Here is a 23,354-nt window from a genome sequence, read left to right on the forward strand (position 1 = left end):
TATTTGTGTTATTTATCTTATCTTATATATGACTAGATTGCCTTTAACCGAAGTTAATGGCAATGGTTTTTTCTTAAAATAGCAGATTAAAAAATAAACACGCTAATATTTGTTGGTAACTCTTTTATATAAAAGGGGTTTTATTTTTGCATTATTTTAAGGGCGTACGCGGCTATTGATTAAAACAGCCGCTTAAAGCTTATTATTACTTGGTGTGAGGTTTAGCTTGTTGCCAATCCATACCGGTAGAAAAGCGATTATCAAATCCGCGCCACTGTGGCAGCGGCTTACCATCAACAACAGCTTGGTCGCCGTTTTGTGGTAAATCTAAGTATTTACACTCGCTGGCTATGCCTTTTACGTGGCAATCCATCATGGCAAGTACAAAGTGTTTGTTGATTTCGTTTAGTGTGCGCATAGACCACGAAGGCTCGTAGTAATGGCCTATATCTAGCTCACTGCTGCTTTGTGCAATAGCAGGGGCTGGGTGTGGTGCAATATTATGGCGTGCATTTTTGTAAGTAAGCATGTACTTATCTTCGCTGCCCGTTTGTTCATAAAGGTTTTTAATGCCTTCATAGCCTGATATGTCATCTAGGTTACCGGCTACATAAAGCGAAGGTACTTTAATATTTTCCATTGCTTTGGCATCAAATATAGCGTGCTGTCCGCCCCATGGTGCAAAGGCCACCATCGCTTTTATACGTGGGTCTACTTTTGGGTTTTGGTATTGCCCACCAGCGCAGCTGTTTAGTAATTGCTGTACTTTTTCAATTTGAGCAGGGTCTTTCATACCCGTAAACATAGCCGTAGTTTGCTCATTAAAAGCGTAACAGCCACCTATCGTATTTACAGCGCCATAGCCACCCATTGAGTAACCAATTACGCCTGCGCTTTTGTTATCTACTTGTTTGCTTGCAAAGTTGTTTTGCTCATTAAAGTAATTAATAACAAACTGCTGATCGCGAGAACGATTTATTAGCGTACTAAAAAAGCCAGAGAATGGTGCGTTTTTAAAATCAACATCGGCATTGGTCGAATCGGTATGATCAAGTGCAACAACAATGTAACCGTGCGATGCTAAATGCTCGCCAAGGTAGTACATAATTGTACGGTAACCGGTATAACCGTGCGAAAGCACAATGACAGGGTAGTGCTCTTTATTATTAATGGCGACATCACGCATTGCATCGGCTTGCAAAGTAAACTCTTTACCTGAGCGAGTTTCATCTGTGTAGCTGGTAAGTAGCGCTTTTGCTGTATTTGCAGCCGGATACCACACCTCTACTTTTAAAGGACGATCTTTTTGACCTTGTGTAGCGGGGTCAAATTGCGCAGGGTTAACTAAATCAAGTGTTTGCACACCTACATTGTAGCTACCTTTAGCTGCAAGTTCTGGGAGTACTTCGCTAGTGATTGGCGGATATAGCTGCTCTGGTTTATTAGATTCAGCAACAGCTACACTGACAGATAAACTGCACGTAGCAAGTAATATGGCTTTTGAAAGCGCCTTGAGTGTGTGTGTCATTGTGTGTCCTTGTTGTATTTTTATTTTTTAATTAGTCAGTTCAGCCGACTCGACGGCATTGCTATATTGCAGCTGCCATTGTGCTCGCAAGGTATCCATTATATTCATAACTCGTAAGCTAGTACTTAGTGGCAACACGCTGCTTTGGGTTTGTTTTTGTAATATACACTGCGTGACATGTGCAATTTCAAACTTAAAGTTTTCATCGTCGCTAAAGTTGTATTCAAAGTATTTAGGGTCTTGGTCACTTATATGTAGCTCTATAGATTGCGCGCCTACAAATTGAGGTATTCGAATATAGCCAAGCTCACCATTAATACATGCTTCTGTGGGGCCACTTTGTTGTAATGCGCTGGCAAGAGATGCAAATTGCCCGTTACCGTAATCAACTAAAGCAGTGCTTCGCTCATCAATACCGGTTGTGCTTTTATGTACAAAGGATTTGATGTGTTCAGGGGCTTTATTAAATACCACATCAGCAATCGAAATAGGGTAAATACCTAAATCGAGCAGGGCGCCACCCGCTGTTACAGGGTTCATTAATCGGTGAGTGTCTGCAAAGCTGCCAGGTAAACTAAAGTTGGCATTAACACTGTGCACATTACCAATAACACCTTCACTTAGGAGCTGTTGTAATTTTACTATAGCTGGTAAAAACCGCATCCAAACGCCTTCCATTAAAAAGCAGTTTTGTTGCTTGGCAAGCTTAGTGAGGCTTTGCAACTGCTTAGCATTAACGGTAATTGGTTTTTCGCTTAGCACGTGCTTATTGTGTTTTAAGCATTGGGCTATCGTTTTAAAGTGTTGATCGTGCGTATTTGCAATATATATGGCATCTATATTTGGGCACTGCATAAGAGCTTGATAGCTCTCATAGCCTTGGATATTGTATGGTGTGGCAAATTCTTTAGCGCGCTGCATACTCGTTGATGCCGCGCCAATAAGCTGTGCATCACTACAATGCGCAATGCTTTTAGCAAAGGTGTGAGCTATATTGCCACACCCAATAATTCCCCAATTAACCTTTGCCATGCTTATTCCTTAGTTTTATTTAAAAAGACGTAATTTGTAATCCTGAGCCCGCTGAACATACATAAATATCAGCATTTAAGTTAAAGCGTTCAAAGTAGTGCTGCTCAACCGCTGCTTTAATAAGAGGTACTTCCGCATCACGACATAAACATACAATAGCACCACCAAAGCCACCACCCGTCATACGTACTGCGCCGCGATCGCCCATGGCTTCTTTACAAATCTCTACTAGGCCATCGGTTGCAGGTACGGTTACTTCAAAGTCGTGTTTAAGTGATTGATGCGATGCAGCCATTAGGGTGCGAAGTGCATCCATATCGTTATTTTGTAGTGCAGTTGTTGCTGCAATTACGCGGTCGTTTTCGCTAATTACGTGGTGTGCACGTTTATATTCGTTTTCGCTTAATGTCGCTTTTACTGCTTGCAGGGCAGTCATGGTTGCTTGGCGAAGTGTTTCTACACCCATTTTTACAGCAGCTTGTTCGCAGTCAATACGGCGCTGGTTGTATTCGCTATCAACTAATTTACGCGGGTAGTTAGAGTTAACAATAACAATATTTAAATCATCAGGAACTTTAACTGATTTAGTTGCTAGGTTTTCACAATCAATTAATAGCGCATGACCGTTTTCGCCTTTGGCTGAAATAAGCTGATCCATAATGCCGCATTGGCAATGCATAAAGTCGTTTTCGGCTTCTTGGCCAAATAGCGCAATTTGCTCTGGCGGTAAACCAAGCTGTGCAATATGGTTAAACATACCGCCTACAGCAACTTCTAGTGCGGCCGATGACGACAAGCCACTACCTTGCGGTAAGTTACTGTCAATTAGTAGGTCGGCACCACGCAGAGTGTAACCCGCTCTTTTAAGAACGTAAGTAACAGCACGAATGTAGTTACCCCATTGCGATTGGCCTTCAGTGATTTCTTCATCAACACTAAAGCTGTCTTTTTCGCCTGGGTAATTTAAAGAATGCACAGTGATAATATTGTCGTCGCGCTCTTTAAACATTACTTGGGTACGAAATTCTAACGAACACGGTAAAACAAAACCGTCGTTGTAGTCGGTAAATTCGCCAATAAGGTTTACACGGCCCGGTGCTGCTGCAATACCTTGAGCAGGCGCGCCATACAGTGACAAAAATTGTTGTTGGAATTCGTTAAGCTTCATCTGTGTGTCCTGCTGTATTTTTATAGTGTGTTGTACTGGCTGCTTTTAAAATAGAAGCAGCAGTTTCTGCGCTTAAATCGCGTTGGCTTTCGCCTAGCATTTCGTAGCCTACCATGTGTTTTTTAACAGTAGCAGAGCGAAGTAGCGGCGGATAAAAATGGGCATGCAAACGCCAATGTTGCTCATCAGAGCCTCTATTAGCCGGTGCATTGTGCCAACCCATTGAGTAGGGAAAGCTGCAATTAAATACGTTGTCGTACTTAGTGGTTAATACTTTAAGTGCCTGAGCCAAAGAGTCGGTTTGCGCATCGTTTAGCTGGCTAAAGTTTTGAATGTTATCTTTAGTTACTAGCATTGTTTCAAACGGCCACGCTGCCCAAAATGGCACAACAACAAGCCAATGTTCGTTTTCAAATACAACACGTGTTTGATCTGCTTGCTCTTTTTGCGCGTAATCGGCAAGCATGGCTGTGCCATGCTTTTTATAATAGTTAAGCTGCTGGTTATCTTCGGCTTCTATTTCGGTTGATAAATGCGAGTGAGCCCATACTTGGCCGTGAGGATGAGGTTGCGAACAACCCATGATCTCGCCTTTATTTTCAAAAACTTGTACGCATTCGTACTGCTGTGCAAGCTCTGTGTAATTTTGTTTCCAGGTTTTTACTACTTCGTGCAATGCGTTTTGGCTAAGCTCTGGTAGTGTTTTATTATGCTCTGGCGAAAAACAAATTACGCGGCATTCGCCACTGGCTTCGTCGGCAATAAATAAATCGCTGTCTGATTCTAAGCTTTGTAATTGCTCGCTGGCATTAGGTGTGAGTGCACCAAAGTCATTTCTAAATACGTGTGTGTATTTATAATCTGGGTTACTGTCGCCATTTGCACGGGTATTACTTGGGCAAAGAGGGCAGCTTTCATCGTGTTTTGGTAATACGTTTTCGTTAACGGCTTCTGTTGCGCCTAACCATGGGCGGTTATTACGATGTGGTGAAACTAATACCCAACGACCCGTTAGCGGGTTTTTACGTCTGTGAGTACTTTCTAATAAAGCCATGTTAACTCTCCAACCCACTAGGGTAATTAGTTTGCCAGCGCCATGTATCGTTGGTCATGTCGCTAAGTGTTAGTTCTGCGTGCCAGTTAAGTGTGTTTTGCGCTTTTGTAGCATCGGCGTAATTACAGGCAATATCGCCTGCTCGGCGCGGTGCACTTTTATAAGGAATATCTTTATTGGCTGATGCGCTAAATGCTTTGATCATATCGAGCACTGAATAGCCTTGCCCGGTGCCTAGGTTATAAGCATGAAAGGCGGTATCTGTTTTATGCTGCATAAAAGCGGCAACGTGGCCTTTAGCTAAATCTAAAACGTGAATATAGTCGCGTACGCCTGTGCCATCTTCGGTGTCATAGTCGTCACCAAAAATATTAACCACGTCGCGTTTACCTACCGCTGTTTGAGCAATAAATGGCATTAAGTTGTTAGGAATGCCATTAGGACTCTCACCTAATAAACCACTTGGGTGTGCACCTACAGGATTGAAGTAACGCAGCGCAATGCCCATAAATTTACTGTTGGCATTACATACGTCTTGCATGGCTTGTTCAACCATGACTTTAGTCCAACCATAAGGGTTAGTTGCGCGTATAGGGTGCTTTTCGTCAATAGGGAGGTAGTCGGGTTCGCCGTACACAGTAGCCGATGAGCTAAATATAATGTGGTTAACGTCTGCCTCTTGCATGCTTTGTAACATACTTAATGTGCCCGACACATTATTTTGATAATAACGAAGTGGCTGCTCAGTTGATTCGCCAACGGCTTTTAGTGCTGCAAAGTGAAAAACAGCCTCGGCTTTAGTGTGTTTTAGAGCGAGCTTAAATTGTTGCTCGTCTTGAATGTCACCCAATATAAACTCAAACCGAGTGCCAGTAATCTTTTCGAGTTGGTCAAGTACCCGCGAACTAGCATTAGACAAGTTATCATAAATAACAGGTGTAATACCTGCTTCATGCAATGCAATACATGTGTGGCTACCTATGTAACCCATGCCGCCAGTGACTAAAACTTTCATGTTTATTCTCGAAAAGTGTATTTATATGATAAATACTACTATTAAGGTGATTTAAAAACAATAGTTATGATTGCTGGATAATTCAAATAAAAGCATAAAAAACATTCAGATTAAACACTCGCCTGCCTTTAAATAGCATACTTTTATTTTAACTAACATAGGCTTAGCTTTATCAATTGATTAGATAAACTGTTTCGATTATTGACCTAATTTTCAGCGGTAGGGGGGCTGCTAATATAGCGAGAACAAAGTTAGGAGAGAGCAACATAAATAAAACAGTTTTACTTACCGGTGCTACCGATAGCACTTGCCAGAAACGCAAAGATGTTATTAACCCAAGTACTGTATTTATGAAATCTGTGGGTGGCTTTGTAAAGTTTTAGAAAAAATCCTTATGGTTGATCTAAAGAGCTCACTTGTCAGTGAGCTCTTTTTTAGCTGCATTACTGCTCTTGCTGCAAGCGCTCGTATAGCCAATCTTTTAATTCTGTACGTTCATGTTTTAGCTGATGCATTTGCTCATCGCTTATGGGCGCATCTTTGAGCTCTAACACTCTAATTTCTTTATCTAGCTTGTCGTACTTATCTGCTTTCTTTGCAAATTCAGTATCGCTTTCATTTAACTCGGCAATTGTCCTTAAGTACTCTGGAAAGTCATTTGTTAATGAGTGGTCTTCGCCTAACATATTCGCTCCTTAATAGGATATAAATGAGCTCACAAGTAAGTGAGTTGTATGAGTGAATTACTGCCTTTCATATAATACACTGGGGCTTATATAGATATAATTCAACCATTGAGCCACTAATTTGATGCAGCTCAAACAATCTGTTTATTTTGCTCAGTAAGGCATTTCACTAAAGTATTTAATAGAGCGATCAATAAACGCACGTACTTTAGGGTCAATAATTTATTGTTGGGGTATACAGCCTAAATAGGTGTGTTAACTACTCGCGAAAAGCTTATAGCTCGATATTATTGCTCAAGGGGCAAGGAATCTCTGGCTAGAGAAAATAAATTTAAATATCACCATGATTTAATACGTTAATAAATCTCTTAACCAGTACCCACTAAAGACTTTAAAGAGCTTTTAGCAAAAACAGTTAATTTTTAACGCTTTTTGCTAATTTATGTTGGCTAATTAATAGTGGTAGAATGCAGCGCTTAGTACCATTTGTGTGAAGTAAGTGGTCAATAATTTATAAGGTTTGTTGTGTAATGCTGTTAATGATCGATAACTACGATTCGTTTACTTACAACTTAGTGCAATATTTTCAGCGTTTAGATCAAGACGTTTTAGTAAAACGTAATGACGAGCTAAGCATTGCACAAATAAAACAGTTAAACCCGCAGCACATCGTGTTATCGCCGGGACCATGCACGCCTAACGAAGCGGGTATTTCATTAAATGTTGTTGAGCAACTAAAAGGACAATATCCTATTCTAGGGATTTGCTTGGGGCATCAAACTATCGCGCAAGCTTTAGGGGGAGATGTAATTCGTGCTAAAAAAGTTATGCATGGTAAAACATCACCCATAGTTCACACTAATAAAGGTGTGTTTAAAGGTTTAGCTAACCCGTTAACAGTGTGTCGTTACCATTCTTTAGTGGTTAAAGAGCAAACTCTACCTAAAGATCTTGAAGTAACAGCATGGACTCAAACTGAGCAAGGCGAGTTTGACGAAATTATGGGATTGCTTCATAAAGAATTAGCAATCGAAGGTGTGCAGTTTCACCCCGAAGCTATTCTAACTGATCAAGGCTTAGAACTGCTTGATAACTTTTTAACTCGCTTCTAATGTTATAATACACAGAGCATTTAATACTTTATTAATGGATGTCATGACTGAACTTGAAGCGCAACAGCGTACTGCCAAAATATTAAGCCAACGGGCTCATGACTTATTGCTTGGGCACAGCTTTGCGCATCAGCAAATTGGTTTCATTCATACATTAGATATAGATTACGGCGAACCGATGAAGCAACGTACTTTGCTTCAGGTTGAAGTGGCCGCACAGAATAAACGCCAGCAAAGCAGTACTGCACATCATAAGTATCGCGCTCAAGCGAGTGAGCAACTACACAAAACAATTGAAACAGCTATATATAAGCAGCTCGAAGATATAGATGGCGTAATTCATAGCACCATAGGCATTGAAGATGGCATTGCCAATATACTCGATATATTAGCTGTAAAGTCGGCATCGGTAGGGCGCTTAGAGCCATTGGTAAATGATATAGGCTGGTTGGGTAGGGAGTTAGTCACGCTCGTTAACTTACCCTACTATCGTAATCAACGTAGTAAAAACACGTCTGTAAAAGTAGATAAACCATCGCTTGCTCTTCGCTATATTGGTCTTGATAACTTACAGCTAGTTATACCTACATTTGCTACGCGTCATTGGATGCCACATAGCACCGAGCCATTTTCATTATTAAAACGCCGGCTACGCGACAGCGCGATGGCAAACGCGATTGCTGCGCAAAAAATTGCACAAATTAATAATGTGAACGACGTTCATGCATTTACCCTTGGTATGCTTTTAGATGTAGGGCGAATTGCATTGGTGCGTTTGTACTTAAAAACGTTTGAGAAAGTATGGCAACGTAAAGTGCAGTTAGCCCGAAATGAAAACCAAAAAGATTTACACACCGCATTATTAGAGCTACAGCCTGACCCGCTATTTTTAACCACTCTACTTAGCAATAAGTCGATAGAGGTAAGCGCCAAGGTAATAGACAAAATGGCTTTTAAATATTTACCATTTAAAGGTGTAATGCAGCAGCTAGTAAATGGGGTAGATAAGGGCGATACATTACTGCCGTTAACACAAGTAATGCTAAAGGCACGTTGCTACTCTCAATATCTTAATTTAAAAGAGCATCAACTTATTGAACCTGACGAAACTCTAAGCTGGTTTTCGTACTTTAAGTTCACTAAAACGGAACTAAAAACCCTCCAATCGAGTAATTTTACCAATTTAGCTATTCAAATTGACTAAAAATCTGAATTTTTTGTTAATTTTTTTGCGACTAACCATTCATTCTCACTCTATTGTTATATTGCATATTTGCCGATTAAAGCGTCCGCGCCTCGGTGCTCATGCGGTTAGTTGCCTAAAAATAAGCATAAATAGTTATGCAAATAGTTATTCACTATCTATGAAATAATATCTTTAGCCCTTTATTTTCAAGGGATACATGAAAGTTTTTAACGAGACAGATATAAGTAATTCTGAAATAATGTGCGTCTGAAAATTGAACCACAAAGCAATTTTGCGCAATTATCAGGTTACTGATCTTGCCTATAAAGTTGGTTACAAATATTAACCAAACACCTATTTTGATGTTTTGTGTTGCTCACAATTAAGAGGAAATAAAATGACAGTCAATCGCGAATTATTTGATCACGTAATGGTTCCTAACTACGCACCTTCAAGCGTAATTCCTGTTCGAGGCGAAGGTTCTCGCGTATGGGATCAAGAAGGTCGAGAGTTTATCGACTTTGCTGGTGGTATTGCAGTTAACTGTCTTGGCCATTGCCACCCTGCATTAGTAGGCGCATTAAAAGAGCAAGGCGAAAAAATCTGGCATCTATCAAATGTAATGACCAATGAGCCGGCACTTCGCCTAGCTAAAAAAATGGTTGATGCGACATTTGCTGAAAAAGTTTACTTTGCCAACTCTGGCGCAGAAGCAAACGAAGCAGCGCTTAAATTAGCGCGTCGTTTTGCACTTGATAAGTTTGGCGCAGAAAAATCACAAATCATCGCGTTCAACAAAGGTTTCCACGGTCGTACATTCTTTACCGTAACTGTTGGCGGCCAAGCTGCATATTCAGATGGTTTTGGTCCTAAGCCTGGCGACATTGTGCATTGTGATTACAATGACCTAGCTGCTTTTGAAGCGCTTATTAGCGACAAAACATGTGCCGTAATGATGGAACCTCTACAAGGTGAAGGCGGTATTGTTTCGCCAACTGACGAGTTTGCTCAAGGCGTTCGCGATTTATGTACTAAACATAACGCACTGCTTATTTTTGATGAAGTTCAAACAGGTGTTGGCCGTACTGGCGATTTATACGCATACCAAGGCTTAAACATAGTACCTGATATTTTAACTTCAGCTAAAGCACTTGGCGGCGGTTTCCCTATTGGCGCTATGATCACAACAACTGAAATTGCACAGCATCTTAAAGTAGGTACTCATGGTTCTACTTATGGCGGCAACCCGCTTGCGTGTGCTGTTGCAGAAGCTGCATTTGATACAGTAAATACCCCAGAAGTACTTGCTGGCGTAAAAGCTAAAGCAGCATTATTTAATGAACTACTTACTGCGGTTAACGAAAAATACAACGTATTTAGCGAAATCCGTGGCCAAGGTTTATTAATTGGTGCAGTAGTGAACGAGCAATATAAAGGTCGTGCAAAAGAGTTTTTAGTGGCAGGGACTGAGCAAGGCCTTATGTCATTAGTTGCTGGTGCAGACGTAATACGTTTCACTCCATCTTTAGTAATTCCTGAAGCGGACATTCGCGAAGGTATGGCACGCTTTGAAAAAGCAGTAGCAAGCGTAGTAAACGCATAAGCGACTTAAGCCAACCAATTAAGGGCAAGCACTGCTTGCCCTGCAATTCCTATTTACCGTTATTTATAAGGGAGCAAGCGGACTCATGATGATCCTTCGCCCAATCCAGCAAAATGATTATTCAGCATTACTGAAAATTGCCCACGAATCAGGGCATGGTTTTACGTCTTTGCCATTAAACGAAGAACTATTGCAAAAAAAGATCGACCATTCAGTAAGCTCTTTTGCTAAACAAACGTCACAACCTGGTGACGAAGGCTACCTGTTTGTTCTTGAAGATAGCGAAACCGGTGAAGTTGTAGGAACGTCTGCAATTGAAGCGGCGGTAGGGCTTGATGATGCATTTTATCATTATCACTTAAGTAAAGTGATTCACTCTTCGCGCACATTAGACGTATACAAAGCGGTTGATATTCTAACGCTATGTAACGACTACACAGGTGCTACAGAGCTTTGCACATTGTTTTTAAAAGATGGTTATCGTAAAAATTGTAACGGTAAACTACTTTCAAAAGCGCGCTTTATGTTTATAAAACAGCATCAAGAGCGTTTTGCACAAACGGTAATAGCAGAAATGCGCGGTGTGTCTGACGAAAACGGCAGTAGCCCTTTTTGGCAGTGGCTAGAAGAGCATTTTTTCTCAATGGATTTTCCAACAGCCGATTACCTAACAGGTATTGGCCAAAAGGTTTTCATTGCTGAACTAATGCCTAAATATCCAATTTACGTAAATTTGCTAAGTAAAGATGCGCAAGCTGTAATAGGTAAGGTGCACGACAATACACGCCCAGCAATTGAATTATTAAAAAGCGAAGGCTTTACGTTTAATGGCTACGTAGATATTTTTGACGCGGGCCCAACTGTTGAAGCCAAAGTAGATAACATTGCGACTATTCGTAATGCGCATAACTTTAAAGTTGAAATAGGCCAAATGACTGGCGACACCATGGTGTTACTAGCTAACGAAAAGCTTAATGACTTTAGAGCGACTGTTGCGCCAATGTCGTTTGACGATCGAGCTAAAAGCCTTATTTTATCGCAAGAAATAGCAGATGCACTGCATTTGCAAGCTGGCGATATTGTTAGCGCAACCCCAGTTTAATTTAGGAGAAAGTATATGACTCATCCTGCACAATTTATAAATGGTCAATGGTCACAAGGCCAAGGCACAGAATTTAATTCAGTAAACCCTGCAAATAACGACGTTATTTGGCAGGCTTCATCGGCAACTGCGGCGCAAGTAGACACCGCAGTAAATGCAGCGCGCGAAGCGTTTTATGCATGGGCTGATAAAAGCTTTACTGAGCGTTTAGAAATAATTAAAGCATTCGCAGCGCAATTAAAAGAAAACAGCGAAGAGCTCGCTATTACTATCGCACAAGAAACAGGTAAGCCACTGTGGGAAACTCGCACAGAAGCGGGTGCTATGGTTGGTAAAATTGCCATTTCTGAAAAAGCATTTTTAGAGCGCACTGGCGACGTAGAAAACGCAATGCCACTTGGCCGTGCGATGATTCGCCATAAGCCACATGGTGTTGTAGCTGTATTTGGTCCGTATAACTTTCCGGGTCACTTACCTAATGGGCATATTGTTCCAGCGCTTTTAGCGGGTAACACAGTTGTGTTTAAACCGTCTGAACTTACTCCTAAAGTTGCTGAGCTTACGCTTAAGCTGTGGGAAAAAGCAGGTTTACCAGCAGGTGTAATTAACCTTGTACAAGGTGAAGTAGAAACGGGTAAAGCCCTTGCTGCTCACAAAGGTATTGATGGCTTGTTCTTTACGGGTTCTTCGCGCACTGGTCATATTTTACATGAACAGTTTGCGGGTCAACCGGGTAAAATTTTAGCGTTAGAAATGGGTGGCAACAACCCACTTATTATTACCGACGTTGAAGACACTAAAGCGGTTGTTCACGATATTATTCAATCAGCGTTTATCTCAAGTGGCCAGCGTTGTACGTGTGCACGTAAACTATTTTTACCAACTGGTAGCAAAGGCGATGTGATACTGGAGCGTTTAATCACAGCAACTAAAGCGATTAAAGTAGGTAACTATGACGATGCAGACCAGCCATTTATGGGTTCTATGATCTCATCAGCTGCAGCAGCAGGCATGGTTAAAGCGCAAAACGAGCTTGTTGAGCTTGGCGCTCAAGTATTAGTAGAACTTGAGCACACAGCCAATACCGGCTTTGTAACACCAGGTATTATTGAGTGTACAAATATTAGTGACTTCCCAGATGAAGAGCATTTTGGACCACTTTTAAAAGTATTCCGCTTTGACGACTTTGACCAAGCCATTGATAAAGCAAACGATACAACCTTTGGTTTATCGGCTGGTTTATTAAGTGATAGTGCAGCAGATTACGACCACTTCTTACGTCGTATTCGTGCAGGTATTGTTAACTGGAATCGCCCAATTACTGGCGCATCTAGCGCAGCACCGTTTGGTGGTATTGGTGCATCGGGCAACCACAGAGCAAGCGCGTATTATGCAGCTGATTACTGTGCATACCCAGTTGCTTCGGTAGAGCTTGAAAAAGTAGCGATGCCAGCAACACTTAGCCCAGGCTTAAAAATAGATTAAGTAGTAATACTACTTAATTATTATAAAAGCAGCTTCGGCTGCTTTTTTTGTATTGCTAACGCGCAAAGCTAGCAATCAACAGCGCTTTCTGCTTAAATCAAAAATAATTAATTATACAAAGGTGGTACAAAAATGGTTTTAGATAGGCAAGGGTACGATGATTTGATCATGTATCTAACTCAAAATTTAGCATTGTTTGAGAAGCCAGGCGAAATAAAACCAGGTGCCCCAACAGTAATGGAATTAATCGAAGACGTTATTGCACAAAATGTGATGCTTATTTGCGAGCAGCACACAAACCTCAACACAGAGCAGCGTAGTCAAATTGTACGTGAAGTTGATGGCATAGTTTACGATTTAGAAGAAGTCCTCAGCAGCATCACCTCACAGCCTGTCACGGTTGAACAGCATGCCTTTATAGACGAATTTGCAGGTTTAGTAAAAAACCTCTTTGATAGTGCTTTAACGCAATAATCTTAGTCATTTTATAGCCCTGCGTTGCATTTTCATTTGCAACTACGGCTAACTTGCTTACAATCAAGAAAATATTTTTTGAGATATAACAATGCAAGCAAATGTAAAATGGGTTGAAGGCGATACGTTTATTGGTCGTTCTAATTCTAACCACAATGTTGTGTTTGATGGCGGCAGCGATAGTGCAGCACCAAGCCCAATGGAAATGGTTTTAATGTCAGTTGGCTGTTGTTCATCAGTTGATGTGGTTAGTATTTTAAAAAAAGCCAAACAAGATTTTTCAGATGTACAAGTACAACTAAGTGCAGAGCGCGCCGAAACAGCCCCTCGCGTGTTTACCAAAATCAACTTACACTTTGTTGTTAAAGGCAATAATGTGTCTGAAAAGCACCTTGCACGCGCCGTTTCACTCTCTGCTGAAAAGTATTGCTCGGTTGCATTAATGCTTGATAAAACAGTAGAAATTACGCATAGCCACGAAGTTGTGCAAGAACAAGCAAAATAACGCTTTTTCCTCGAGGAAAATTCGTATAAAATCCGCGAACTTTTCATTCTGCAGGTGCAGAACCCACTAATTTATAGGTTGGTTTATTATGAACAAACCCTTCGATAAACTTAAACTTCATGGTTTTAACAATTTAACCAAAAGTTTAAGCTTTAGTATTTATGATATTTGTTACGCAAAGACCGAGCAACAACGTAAAGAATATATTGAATATATCGATGAGCAGTACAGTGCAGATAGACTAACCGACATTTTAGGTGAAGTTGTTGATATTATTGGTGCTAACATTTTAAATGTAGCGCGCCAAGATTATGAACCGCAAGGCGCAAGTGTAACTATTTTGGTTTCAGAAGAACCAGTAGAAGAGCAGCAAAATTACGATGCTGACGAAGCACCAGGCCCATTACCTGATTCAGTTGTTGCGCACCTAGATAAAAGCCACATTTGTGTACACACATACCCAGAAGCTCACCCTGATGATGGTATTTGTACATTCCGTGCTGATATTGAAGTGTCTACTTGTGGCATTATTTCGCCACTTAAAGCGTTAAACTTCTTAATTCATAGCCTTGAATCAGACGTAGTAACAATTGACTACCGCGTTCGTGGTTTTACCCGCGACATAAACGGTGTTAAGCACTACATTGATCATGCTATTAGCTCGATTCAAAACTTCATGACAGAAGATACAAAAGAAGCGTACCAAATGATGGACGTGAACGTGTATCAAGAAAACCTGTTCCATACCAAAATGATGTTAAAAGAAACCGATCTAAACACGTATTTATTCGGCCTTTCTACGGCAGATTTATCTGAGGGCGAAGAAGACGAAATTCGCTCAAAGCTGACCCGTGAAATGCAAGAAATATTCTATGGCCGTAACCTGCCAGATACAGAATAATAGCAACGAATTAAATTAAAAATGGCGCTCAATGAGCGCCATTTTTTTATGCTTTATTTTACAAGCAATAGCTGTGTTTGTCGGCCATTTAAATACCAGACACCGCTTTTATCAAAAATAGCATCTTCCTCTAGCATTATTCTTATTTCTTTATTCCACTGTTTTATAAACACAGCATTGTTAAGCTCAATTGAGTAAGCTGTATTTAAATGTAGCGGATAGTCACCATCTCCCGGTACACCTTGCTGAGAATCCCACATACCTAATGTAGTGCCAGCAGCGTGGCCATGATAGCCAAGAGGATGAGTATAAATAGTGGGTTTTAATCCCTGATCAATAGCGGCTTTTCGTGCTGCAGCTAAAACCTCATTACCGGTTTTACCTACCGCAAATTGATTGGTAAATATGTCTTGTAGTTTATTACCGCTTTTTAGTGCTTCAACTAAGTAACTAGGCGCACTCGTTTCGTTTTCTTTGAGCACATACGCATGCTGCTGCGTGTCGGTATTTAAGCGTAAATAAGTAATCCCAAAATCTACATGAAGCAAGTCACCGGCTTGTATAACGTTATCATCGTAGCCATTGGTAAAGCTTTCTTCATGATCGAACGACTTCGCATCGGCGCGCTGAATAGCAATACTTGGATGAAACCATGTTTGTAGTTTTAGCTCTTTTACGCGCTCTCTAAACCACCATACCAAGTCATCGCTAGTTGTTTCACCAACTGTAATTGTTTTACCCGAAAACCCCTCTGCAATAATATGATGGGCAATAGCGACAATATGTTTATACATTTTAACTTCTTCAGGAATGCGTTGCTCTAACCACGCAACAGCAAGCGGCTCTGCAGAAATTATTTTATTGTGATAAGTGGCGGGCAAGTTAGCCATTAAGGTTTTGTAATCGCCTAGCACAAGGCCATCGGCATGTGCCCAGTCGGTAGAAGTATTAAGCGCAATGTTGCGAGGTTTGTATTGCTCAATAAGTGTATTGAGTGCTTCCCACTGGCTTGGTTGTGTTTGTTTATCCCACCCTTTTTTAAATACGTTACCTATTTTATAAGGCGCAATAGCGTAAGCATCAACACCACCTTGTTTATTAAGTGCAAATAGTAAAATAGTGGTACGTCTGGCTGAAAGCCATGTTGCAGGCAGCATTGTTTTTAATATTGGATCTTCGTTATATTCACGACTTATAAGTAGCCACATATCAGTGTTGTGCTGCTTCATTAATGAGGGCATTAAGGTATTAACTCTAAGCTCAGTTATTTTATCTATAAAAGCAGCGCGCTCTTTCATCGATAAAATAGCGGGAGCGTCATCAGCTTTAACAAAGAGGCTTAAAACAAGCGTAGTTAGCAAGCTTACATAAAGTAGGAGTTGTTTAGTAAAGTGCATAATTGTTTTATTTTTAGGCTAGTTAATTTATAACATGCCTGAAGAGCGACTATAAAAAAACAATTTGAGATAAACAGCACACAAAAAAGCCCAGCTAAAAAGTAGCCGGGCTTTTGTATAAACAGTTTTATTACTTAAGCATACTGTATAAAAGTGCAAATACAGCAAGTGAGCCAATCGCTAATATAAATAGCGTGCTAAAGCGATTTCGGTATTTATGAAGTGCAGGTACTTTATAAACTGCAATCATTGGCATGATGAATAAAATCATCGCAATGATAGGGCCTGACAACTGATCCATCATGTCTAAAATACTTGGGTTTTTAACTGCACAAAACCAAATAGCTAAAAACATGATTAACACACCAATTTTATCGGTAACGCCAGCGCTTAAGCCTGTTTGTTTAGTTACTAAACCTGTAAAGCTTTCGCGTGCACCTAAGAAGTGCCCCAAAAACGACGATGTAATAGCAATAAAGGCAACAAGCGGCCCTAGTGTGGCAATAAACGAGTTATCAGTAATATTGGCAAGGTAGGATAAAACCGACACGTTAGCTGCTTTAGCCGCCGCCATTTGTTCGCCTGTAAGCGACAGCACGCAAGAGAATACAAATAACAGTACAAAGGTAATAAGTAGCAAGCTAGTGCGCTTTAAAATCGCCTCAGACTTGTGTGTAGCTTGTTCGCCGTAATGACCGCGTTGCACATTTACAAAGCTTGAGATAGCCGCTGCGTGGCTAAACGAAAACACAATAATAGGAATCGATAACCACAAAGTTTTACCAAAGCTGCCCATTTCAGGCACAGTCATATCTGGCATCTGCCAGCTAGGGATTAAATAAAGTGATAAAAAGAACAATATGCCCACAAGCGGATACACTAAAATAGCAAAGGCACGTAGCATTAAGCGCTCTCCGCCCATCATTAAGCTAATCATACCTGCAACTAATACGCCCGAAAGTAGCACGCGAGATGGTGATTCCATCCCCATTTGATTAACCATAAAACTATCAACAGTATTGGTTAAACCCACACCGTAAATAAGCAAAATTGGGAATATAGATAAAAAGTACAATAAGGAAATTAACCGGCCCGCAGTCACACCAAAGTGCTCTTCAACTACATCGGTAAAGTCGGCATCTTTATTTTTTGATGAAAGTACAAAACGCGCTAATCCACGGTGCGCAAAAAAGGTCATTGGGAACGCTAAGCACGCCATAATAATTAATGGCCAAAAACCGCCAATCCCAATGTTAATAGGCAAAAATAAAATACCCGCACCAACGGCGGTACCAAATAAACTTAATGTCCACTGCGTATCGTGCAGGTTCCATTTAGTTTTTGAGTCTGAACTTGTGCTTGTGTGTGTGTTTGGCGATGCATTTGAAAGTGTTGCATCTTGAGATGTTGTCATGTGTGTGTGCTCATCCATTATTTAAATAATAACTGCGCCGAAGGGTATAGTTTTTAGCTTAAAATTTCATGTTTTGAGGGGGCTTGCAGGCTAATTAATTAGGCTCAATTGCAGGGTAAGTGTCATGAATACTAAACAGCGGTGTAAAAGTGAGCAAAAGCCTTAAATGACAACACCACATTATAATTTTAGAGTAGGTTGGTTAGAGCGCAGCGAAACCCAACACGCTATAGCGACACGCGAGCAGCAAAGCCAAGATAGGCGGTTTTCATAACGTAAAAACAGGGGAAGGTCATTTTTATTGGTTTTCATTTAAAATCAAAATTTGCTCCCAAAAGCTGTTAAGTAGAAGGCATTGATCAGAACTTCATAAGAGATTTTTTCTAAACTCCGTTATACTTCCTACAATTGAATACGCCAAACGAAGTAAATAGGCCACTAACTGCAATGAGCAAAGACATTCTTTTCCATACTATTTTTGTGCACGAAACCAGTAAAATATGGGTTGTATTTGTCCATGGAGCAGGTGGTAGTTCGGCAATTTGGTTTCGTCAGCTTAAGGCTTATAAAAAAGAATATAATGTATTGTTGCTTGATCTTCGTGGTCACGGTAAATCGAATAACTTAGTACAAAACTTTGTTGATAATAATTATTCGTTTAATAATGTCTCTAAAGACATTATCGATGTGTTAGATCATAACAATATCACCAGCGCACACTTTGTTGGCATTTCATTGGGCACAATTATTATTCGAAATATTGCTGAAATTGCGCCGCAATATGTTTCTAGCATGGTGCTAGGTGGAGCGGTTACTCGTTTTAATACTCGCAGTAATACATTGGTTTATTTAGGTAATACTTTTAAACACTTCCTGCCTTATATGTGGCTGTATCGCTTATTTGCTTTTATTATGATGCCGAAAAAGCGCCATAAAGAATCTCGACTTTTGTTTGTTCGTGAAGCAAAACGCTTGTGCCAAAAAGAGTTTATAAAGTGGTTTAAATTAGCCATGGACGTAAACCCTTTAATGCAGTATTTCAAAGAAAAAGATATCGATATACCCATTCTGTACATTATGGGCAAAGAAGATCATATGTTCCTTGGCCCTGTTAAAGAAATGGTTAAGCGTCATAAAAACAGCGTACTGCAAACTATTCACCATTGCGGCCATGTTTGTAACGTAGAACGCCCTGACTTATTCAATCAACACTCGCTTGCTTTTATCGCCCAGCAAAATCGTTAAGGGTTGTCGCTTTTAAAAAACTTTCAATTAATGGCAAGTCCTAAAAACTTATAATAGCCATCATTAGTTAATTGGATCAGGTTATTTTTTGTCTTTTTCCCTAAACTAAAAACATAGCCTTACTGTAGGTCACACCCTTTTACACATAGTAAAATACCTTACTTAAATATAATTTTATAATTGGCAATCACTTACACAGTTTGCTACTAATAGATGTTCACAAAATAAGAACACGCTCAAGTTAACTATAAGAGTGTAATTTGAGCAAGTTACTAGAGTGCAGGGAAGTTTGTGAGAATATTTTTAGTTTTAATACCATTACTGCTTAATGGGTGTTCTCCAATTTGGGAGGAGCAACCTTATGAGGTGTATTACATTGGCGGCACTAAAAAGTTAGGTTACAGTCTTGGTCAGGGCACATATATTGGGCGACTCGATGAACCAATAAATATTAAATCTAACGAAAAATATATTTCGGCTTATGCTTGTCCGCATAAAATTTGTGCTTTTTACTATATTGATAAAACCAAAGATAACAAGTTTGCTGAACACAACGAGTTTGTTTATGGGCCATACAAAAAAGTTCAATTTGCAGCGATAGCCAAATAGTTAGGGTTACCGACTATAAATTCCAACGCTAACAACGCAATTTAATAAAGGTTAAAAACTTTACTTAGATTTTCAAAGGGTGCAACACTTCCAAATTTAGTAATTAAAACGCCCTCTAGGGTTTATAAATACAGAACTTAAAGAAAAAGTAGTACAGGAAAGTGGGGATGAATAAGATAAAAGTGATTGTTATATTATTCGGCATAATATGGTTTGTGTTAGGGGCTGCTTTTTTTATAGGTTTTGAGTCAGTAGAAAAGTTATTGTTCTGCATGTTTGTATTTTCTTTCTGTTATAGATATATCTATGCATTTATTTTAAAAAGGAGTCTTTATGCACCATATACCGGTGAGGAAATTCCTCCTACTGAAGGTAATTTAGTAAAGCGGCTTTTTATGCTGATTATAGCTATCGGTGTGTGTAGCTATTTTACTTTCTTTATTTCTTAAAAAATATATTTACCCATAGCCTTTATGTTTGGGAGAGCAGTATATGGCAATTTTATCGCTTGGTATATTTATAACGTTGCTGTGTTTTAGTACGCTTATTAGGTTAATTTATACATAATAAATAACTCAAGCATATCTACGGTATTTGCCTTTATGCTAACTGAGCAACTTTAATAGTTAAAGCTATCACTTGCCTTTCTGGCAACTGATAGCTAACCACTTAAAACTGCGCTTACTCTTCTATCGCACTCACCACAAAATAAGGGTTTAAGTATTCATCTTTGGTATTGTAAATAAGCGCTGTGCCATCAAGTTGGGTCACTTTAGCACCGGCAATTTCGGCAATAGCATGGCCTGCGCCTGTATCCCATTCGCAGGTTGGACCTAAGCGCGGGTAAATATCGGCGCTGCCCTCAGCCACTAAACACAGCTTTAGAGAGCTGCCTTTAGACACCATTTCAACATCGTCAAAGCGTTTTACAAACTCGGCTAAATCGGGTGATGGATGCGAGCGACTGCCAACAACACGTATTAACCCTTTGTTAGGTTTAGTCGTTACTTTAAGCTCAATTCGCTCATCGCCTTTATCTTTAAATGCGCCAATGGCTTCGGCGGCTAAGTACGATACGCCAAGGGCAGGTGCATCGACTACCGCTAAAATAGGAATACCATTTTTAATTAGGGCGATGTTTACGGTAAATTCACCGTTCTTTTTAATAAATTCTTTAGTGCCGTCGATTGGGTCAACTAACCAGTAGCTTTTCCACGTTTGGCGTACATCCCAGCTTATGTCGGCGTTTTCTTCACTGAGTATTGGAATGTCGGGTGTGAGCTGTTGAAGCCCTGCCACAATCAGTTTATGAGCTGCTAAATCGGCGTCAGTTACGGGGCTTTCATCGGCTTTGTACTCAACGTTAAAATCCTTTTCGTAAATTCCCATTATCGCTTGGCCTGCTTTGCGGGCAAGGATGAGGGTTTCTTCTAGCAGTTCGGTTTGATTCATGGGGTTAACCTATATTATGTGCTTTTGTTTTAGATACGTTATCAGTTGTGTAACCGATTGGTCTAGGGTGTTTTTACTTGTATCTAAAATTATTTCTGGATTGTTTGGCACTTCGTAGCTTGAATCGATACCAGTGAAGTGTTTTATCTCCCCTGCGCGGGCTTTTTTGTATAAGCCTTTTGGATCGCGGCTTTCGCATACATCCAGTGGGGTATCGATAAATACTTCAATAAATTCGCCTTCGTCTACTAAGCTACGCACCATGTCGCGTTCTGCTCTAAAAGGCGATATAAACGCAGTAAGCACTAACAAGCCAGCGTCGGTCATCAGCTTTGCGGTTTCGCCCACGCGGCGTATGTTTTCAATGCGGTCTTCGTCGCTAAAGCCTAGGTCTTTACATAAACCGTGGCGTACGTTGTCGCCATCTAGCAGGTAAGTGTGCGTACCTTGTTGGTTAAGCGCTGCTTCTAGTGCGTTGGCTACAGTACTTTTGCCAGAGCCTGAAAAGCCGGTAAACCATAAAATAGCGGGCTTATGTTTTTTTTGCTCACTACGCTGTGCTTTTGTAGTTGCGTAGTTATGCCAAACTATATTTTCATCCATAGTGAGAGTCTCTTATGCTGTGAGCGCAGGTATTAAAACGGAAATACCAGCGGGATCAAGGTTAATACCGTGATTGAATAAATAATAGAAAGGGGTAAGCCCATCACTATGTAATCTTTTAAGCGATAGTTACCCGCGCTATAAACCATTAGATTAGTTTGATACCCAAATGGCGATATAAAGCTGGCTGATGCGCCAAAGGCAACCGCCATAATAAACGGTAGCGGGTCTACATTAAAACCAACCGCGAGTGAGTAAGCAACAGGGAACGACAAGGCAGCTGCTGCGTTATTAGTAATAAGCTCGGTAAATAATACGGTCATTAAAAATATGGCAATAAATGCGCCGTAAGGGCCAAAGTCGCCAAGTACCATAAACATGGCGTCGGATATTTGCCCGGCAAGTCCGGTGCCTATCATTAACTTGGCAAGGCCAATGGCGCTGCCTACTACCACTAATAACTCGAGTGGAAAACGGCGTTTAACTTCGTTAAGTTTTATGGTGCCACTGAGCATTAAGCCAATTAGTAATACTAATAAGCCTTTAACCAGCGGCACTATGCCAATAATGCTTAAACCCAGTACTGCGGCAAAGCTTAGTAGCACAATGTTTGATTGTTTAGGTGCAAGGTGGGCTTGTAAGTCAAACCCTGAAATATACACAAATTCGCGCTTTAAATTAGGCAAGGTGTAAAAGTTTTTACCTGGTGCGAGTATAAGCGAGTCGCCAGCTTGTAATTGCACTTGACCAAGGCCGCCTTGTAAGCGGTCGTGACCACGGCGAATGGCAATAACAGCAGCATGAAATTGCTCTCTAAAGCGGGCTTCTTTTACGGTTTTACCTATAAATTTTGAAGACTGACTTACAACTACTTCTACTAAGTGTTCTATGTCTTTTTGATGATTTTCGTGTACTACTTTTAGGCCGTCGAAACGGGTAAGTAATGGCACCGATTTTATGTCACCTACAAAAAGCAGCACGTCATCTTTTTGAATAATTTGCTGCGGGGTGACTGCGCAAATGCGGCTGCCATCGCGAATGATTTCAGCGAGGAATAAGTCTTTTAAATCACGCAGGCCGTTTTCTTCAACGGTTTGGCCTATTAACTTTGAGTTTGCTTGTACTTTGCCTTCTAGGTAAAAAGGCACGACTTCTTGGTCGCTTTTACCGTTGTCGGGTAAGTATTTAAGCATCACTAAAATGGTAATTAGGCCTACGCTTAACGCGCCTAAACCCACTAAGGTAAAGTCAAAAAAGCCCAGCGGTTCCATGCCCGCATCAACTGCAAAGCCATTGACGATTAAGTTGGTTGATGTACCAATAAGCGTAATAGTGCCGCCCAAAATAGCAGTGTACGACAGCGGTAATAATAGCTTTGAAGGGGAGTGATTAGGGTTGTCTTTTATCGCGGTAATAAGCGATGCAACAACGGCGGTATTGTTAGTAAACGACGATAAAAAGGCGGTTGATAACCCCAATTTTGTTACCGATTTTACTAAACTACCTTTAGATAGCGATTGCGCTAACTTTTGAATTAGGGTGGTTTTTTCTATTGCGGTCGACACTAACACCAATAGTACTAAGGTGATAAGCGACGGGTTAGCATAATTAATCAACATGCTTTCAAGATCGATTAGCCCTGCTAAGTAGCTGGTGCCAATGGCGCTTACAAATAACCATGCTGGATTAATACGGGTGCCAAAAAGGCACCCGACTAAGGTAAGCATAATGCCTGTTAAAACGAGCTGTTCTACCATGCTTTTAAATTCCTAACAGGCTAAAG

The 23,354-nt window shown here is 40.5% G+C and carries 22 protein-coding genes; 11 read left to right on the forward strand and 11 right to left on the reverse strand.

Annotation, left to right across the window (positions count from 1 at the left end):
• Positions 1 to 205 precede the first annotated feature (205 nt).
• From L656_RS0116765 to L656_RS0116790, 6 genes are all read right to left on the reverse strand, one after another.
• Positions 206 to 1,528, reverse strand: a complete 1,323-nt coding sequence (locus L656_RS0116765; protein ID WP_024600062.1) for an alpha/beta hydrolase family protein — start codon at positions 1,526 to 1,528, stop codon at positions 206 to 208.
• A 27-nt stretch (positions 1,529 to 1,555) separates the two neighbouring features.
• The gene (locus L656_RS0116770) at positions 1,556 to 2,560 is read right to left on the reverse strand and encodes a Gfo/Idh/MocA family protein (RefSeq protein WP_024600063.1); all 1,005 of its coding nucleotides are present in this window, start codon (positions 2,558 to 2,560) and stop codon (positions 1,556 to 1,558) included.
• A gap of 19 nt (positions 2,561 to 2,579) precedes the next feature.
• Complete coding sequence (galK, locus tag L656_RS0116775) at positions 2,580 to 3,728, reverse strand: galactokinase (RefSeq protein WP_024600064.1); 1,149 nt, start codon at positions 3,726 to 3,728, stop codon at positions 2,580 to 2,582.
• Entirely contained in the window at positions 3,718 to 4,782 is a 1,065-nt protein-coding gene (locus tag L656_RS0116780) for a UDP-glucose--hexose-1-phosphate uridylyltransferase (protein WP_024600065.1), read from the reverse strand. Before L656_RS0116780 ends, galK begins: the two co-directional genes overlap by 11 nt.
• 1 nt (position 4,783) lies before the next feature.
• The gene (galE, locus tag L656_RS0116785; protein ID WP_024600066.1) at positions 4,784 to 5,797 is read right to left on the reverse strand and encodes a UDP-glucose 4-epimerase GalE; all 1,014 of its coding nucleotides are present in this window, start codon (positions 5,795 to 5,797) and stop codon (positions 4,784 to 4,786) included.
• A gap of 443 nt (positions 5,798 to 6,240) precedes the next feature.
• A complete protein-coding gene (locus L656_RS0116790; protein WP_024600067.1) occupies positions 6,241 to 6,483 on the reverse strand; it encodes a YdcH family protein in 243 nt (80 codons plus the stop codon).
• A gap of 530 nt (positions 6,484 to 7,013) precedes the next feature.
• Here L656_RS0116790 and L656_RS0116795 point away from each other — a divergent pair.
• The 8 genes from L656_RS0116795 (at position 7,014) to speD (ending at position 14,851) form a co-directional block, all read left to right on the forward strand.
• Positions 7,014 to 7,595, forward strand: a complete 582-nt coding sequence (locus tag L656_RS0116795) for an anthranilate synthase component II (protein WP_024600068.1) — start codon at positions 7,014 to 7,016, stop codon at positions 7,593 to 7,595.
• Between the two features lie 43 nt (positions 7,596 to 7,638).
• On the forward strand, positions 7,639 to 8,799 hold the full coding sequence (locus tag L656_RS0116800) for an HDOD domain-containing protein (RefSeq protein ID WP_024600069.1): 1,161 nt from the start codon (positions 7,639 to 7,641) through the stop codon (positions 8,797 to 8,799).
• A gap of 379 nt (positions 8,800 to 9,178) precedes the next feature.
• Positions 9,179 to 10,384, forward strand: coding sequence for an aspartate aminotransferase family protein (locus L656_RS0116805; protein WP_024600070.1), 1,206 nt, complete (start codon positions 9,179 to 9,181; stop codon positions 10,382 to 10,384).
• Positions 10,385 to 10,469: 85 nt separating this feature from the next.
• Positions 10,470 to 11,486: an arginine N-succinyltransferase gene (gene astA / locus L656_RS0116810; RefSeq protein WP_024600071.1), complete on the forward strand. Its 1,017-nt coding sequence runs from the start codon at positions 10,470 to 10,472 to the stop codon at positions 11,484 to 11,486.
• Positions 11,487 to 11,501: 15 nt separating this feature from the next.
• Complete coding sequence (astD, locus tag L656_RS0116815; protein ID WP_024600072.1) at positions 11,502 to 12,971, forward strand: succinylglutamate-semialdehyde dehydrogenase; 1,470 nt, start codon at positions 11,502 to 11,504, stop codon at positions 12,969 to 12,971.
• 132 nt (positions 12,972 to 13,103) lie between these two features.
• Entirely contained in the window at positions 13,104 to 13,445 is a 342-nt protein-coding gene (locus tag L656_RS0116820) for a DUF3802 family protein (RefSeq protein ID WP_029750919.1), read from the forward strand.
• Between the two features lie 91 nt (positions 13,446 to 13,536).
• On the forward strand, positions 13,537 to 13,950 hold the full coding sequence (locus L656_RS0116825; RefSeq protein WP_024600073.1) for an OsmC family protein: 414 nt from the start codon (positions 13,537 to 13,539) through the stop codon (positions 13,948 to 13,950).
• Positions 13,951 to 14,038: 88 nt separating this feature from the next.
• A complete protein-coding gene (gene speD / locus L656_RS0116830; RefSeq protein ID WP_007376266.1) occupies positions 14,039 to 14,851 on the forward strand; it encodes an adenosylmethionine decarboxylase in 813 nt (270 codons plus the stop codon).
• Positions 14,852 to 14,904: 53 nt separating this feature from the next.
• Here the strand turns inward: speD and L656_RS0116835 are convergent, their stop codons facing one another.
• Complete coding sequence (locus tag L656_RS0116835) at positions 14,905 to 16,248, reverse strand: M24 family metallopeptidase (RefSeq protein WP_024600074.1); 1,344 nt, start codon at positions 16,246 to 16,248, stop codon at positions 14,905 to 14,907.
• Positions 16,249 to 16,378: 130 nt separating this feature from the next.
• On the reverse strand, positions 16,379 to 17,662 hold the full coding sequence (locus tag L656_RS0116840) for an aromatic amino acid transport family protein (RefSeq protein WP_024600075.1): 1,284 nt from the start codon (positions 17,660 to 17,662) through the stop codon (positions 16,379 to 16,381).
• Between the two features lie 447 nt (positions 17,663 to 18,109).
• On the opposite strand from L656_RS0116840, the gene L656_RS0116850 reads away from it, so the two are divergent.
• The 3 genes from L656_RS0116850 to L656_RS0116860 all read left to right on the forward strand — a co-directional run bounded on the left by L656_RS0116850 (position 18,110) and on the right by L656_RS0116860 (position 19,965).
• On the forward strand, positions 18,110 to 18,907 hold the full coding sequence (locus L656_RS0116850; RefSeq protein WP_024600076.1) for an alpha/beta fold hydrolase: 798 nt from the start codon (positions 18,110 to 18,112) through the stop codon (positions 18,905 to 18,907).
• A 291-nt stretch (positions 18,908 to 19,198) separates the two neighbouring features.
• Complete coding sequence (locus L656_RS0116855; RefSeq protein WP_029750920.1) at positions 19,199 to 19,516, forward strand: hypothetical protein; 318 nt, start codon at positions 19,199 to 19,201, stop codon at positions 19,514 to 19,516.
• A 167-nt stretch (positions 19,517 to 19,683) separates the two neighbouring features.
• Positions 19,684 to 19,965, forward strand: a complete 282-nt coding sequence (locus L656_RS0116860; protein WP_024600077.1) for a hypothetical protein — start codon at positions 19,684 to 19,686, stop codon at positions 19,963 to 19,965.
• A gap of 232 nt (positions 19,966 to 20,197) precedes the next feature.
• Here L656_RS0116860 and cysQ read toward each other — a convergent pair whose 3' ends face one another.
• Genes cysQ through L656_RS0116875 form a run of 3 tightly spaced genes read right to left on the reverse strand, consistent with a single transcriptional unit; the run spans position 20,198 to position 23,328 of the window.
• Positions 20,198 to 20,968, reverse strand: a complete 771-nt coding sequence (gene cysQ, locus L656_RS0116865) for a 3'(2'),5'-bisphosphate nucleotidase CysQ (RefSeq protein WP_024600078.1) — start codon at positions 20,966 to 20,968, stop codon at positions 20,198 to 20,200.
• 9 nt (positions 20,969 to 20,977) lie between these two features.
• A complete protein-coding gene (gene cysC / locus L656_RS0116870; RefSeq protein WP_007378439.1) occupies positions 20,978 to 21,571 on the reverse strand; it encodes an adenylyl-sulfate kinase in 594 nt (197 codons plus the stop codon).
• A 32-nt stretch (positions 21,572 to 21,603) separates the two neighbouring features.
• Entirely contained in the window at positions 21,604 to 23,328 is a 1,725-nt protein-coding gene (locus tag L656_RS0116875; protein ID WP_024600079.1) for an SLC13 family permease, read from the reverse strand.
• Positions 23,329 to 23,354 lie beyond the last annotated feature (26 nt).

This window comes from Pseudoalteromonas sp. TAE56 (assembly GCF_000497955.1).
GTDB lineage: Bacteria > Pseudomonadota > Gammaproteobacteria > Enterobacterales > Alteromonadaceae > Pseudoalteromonas.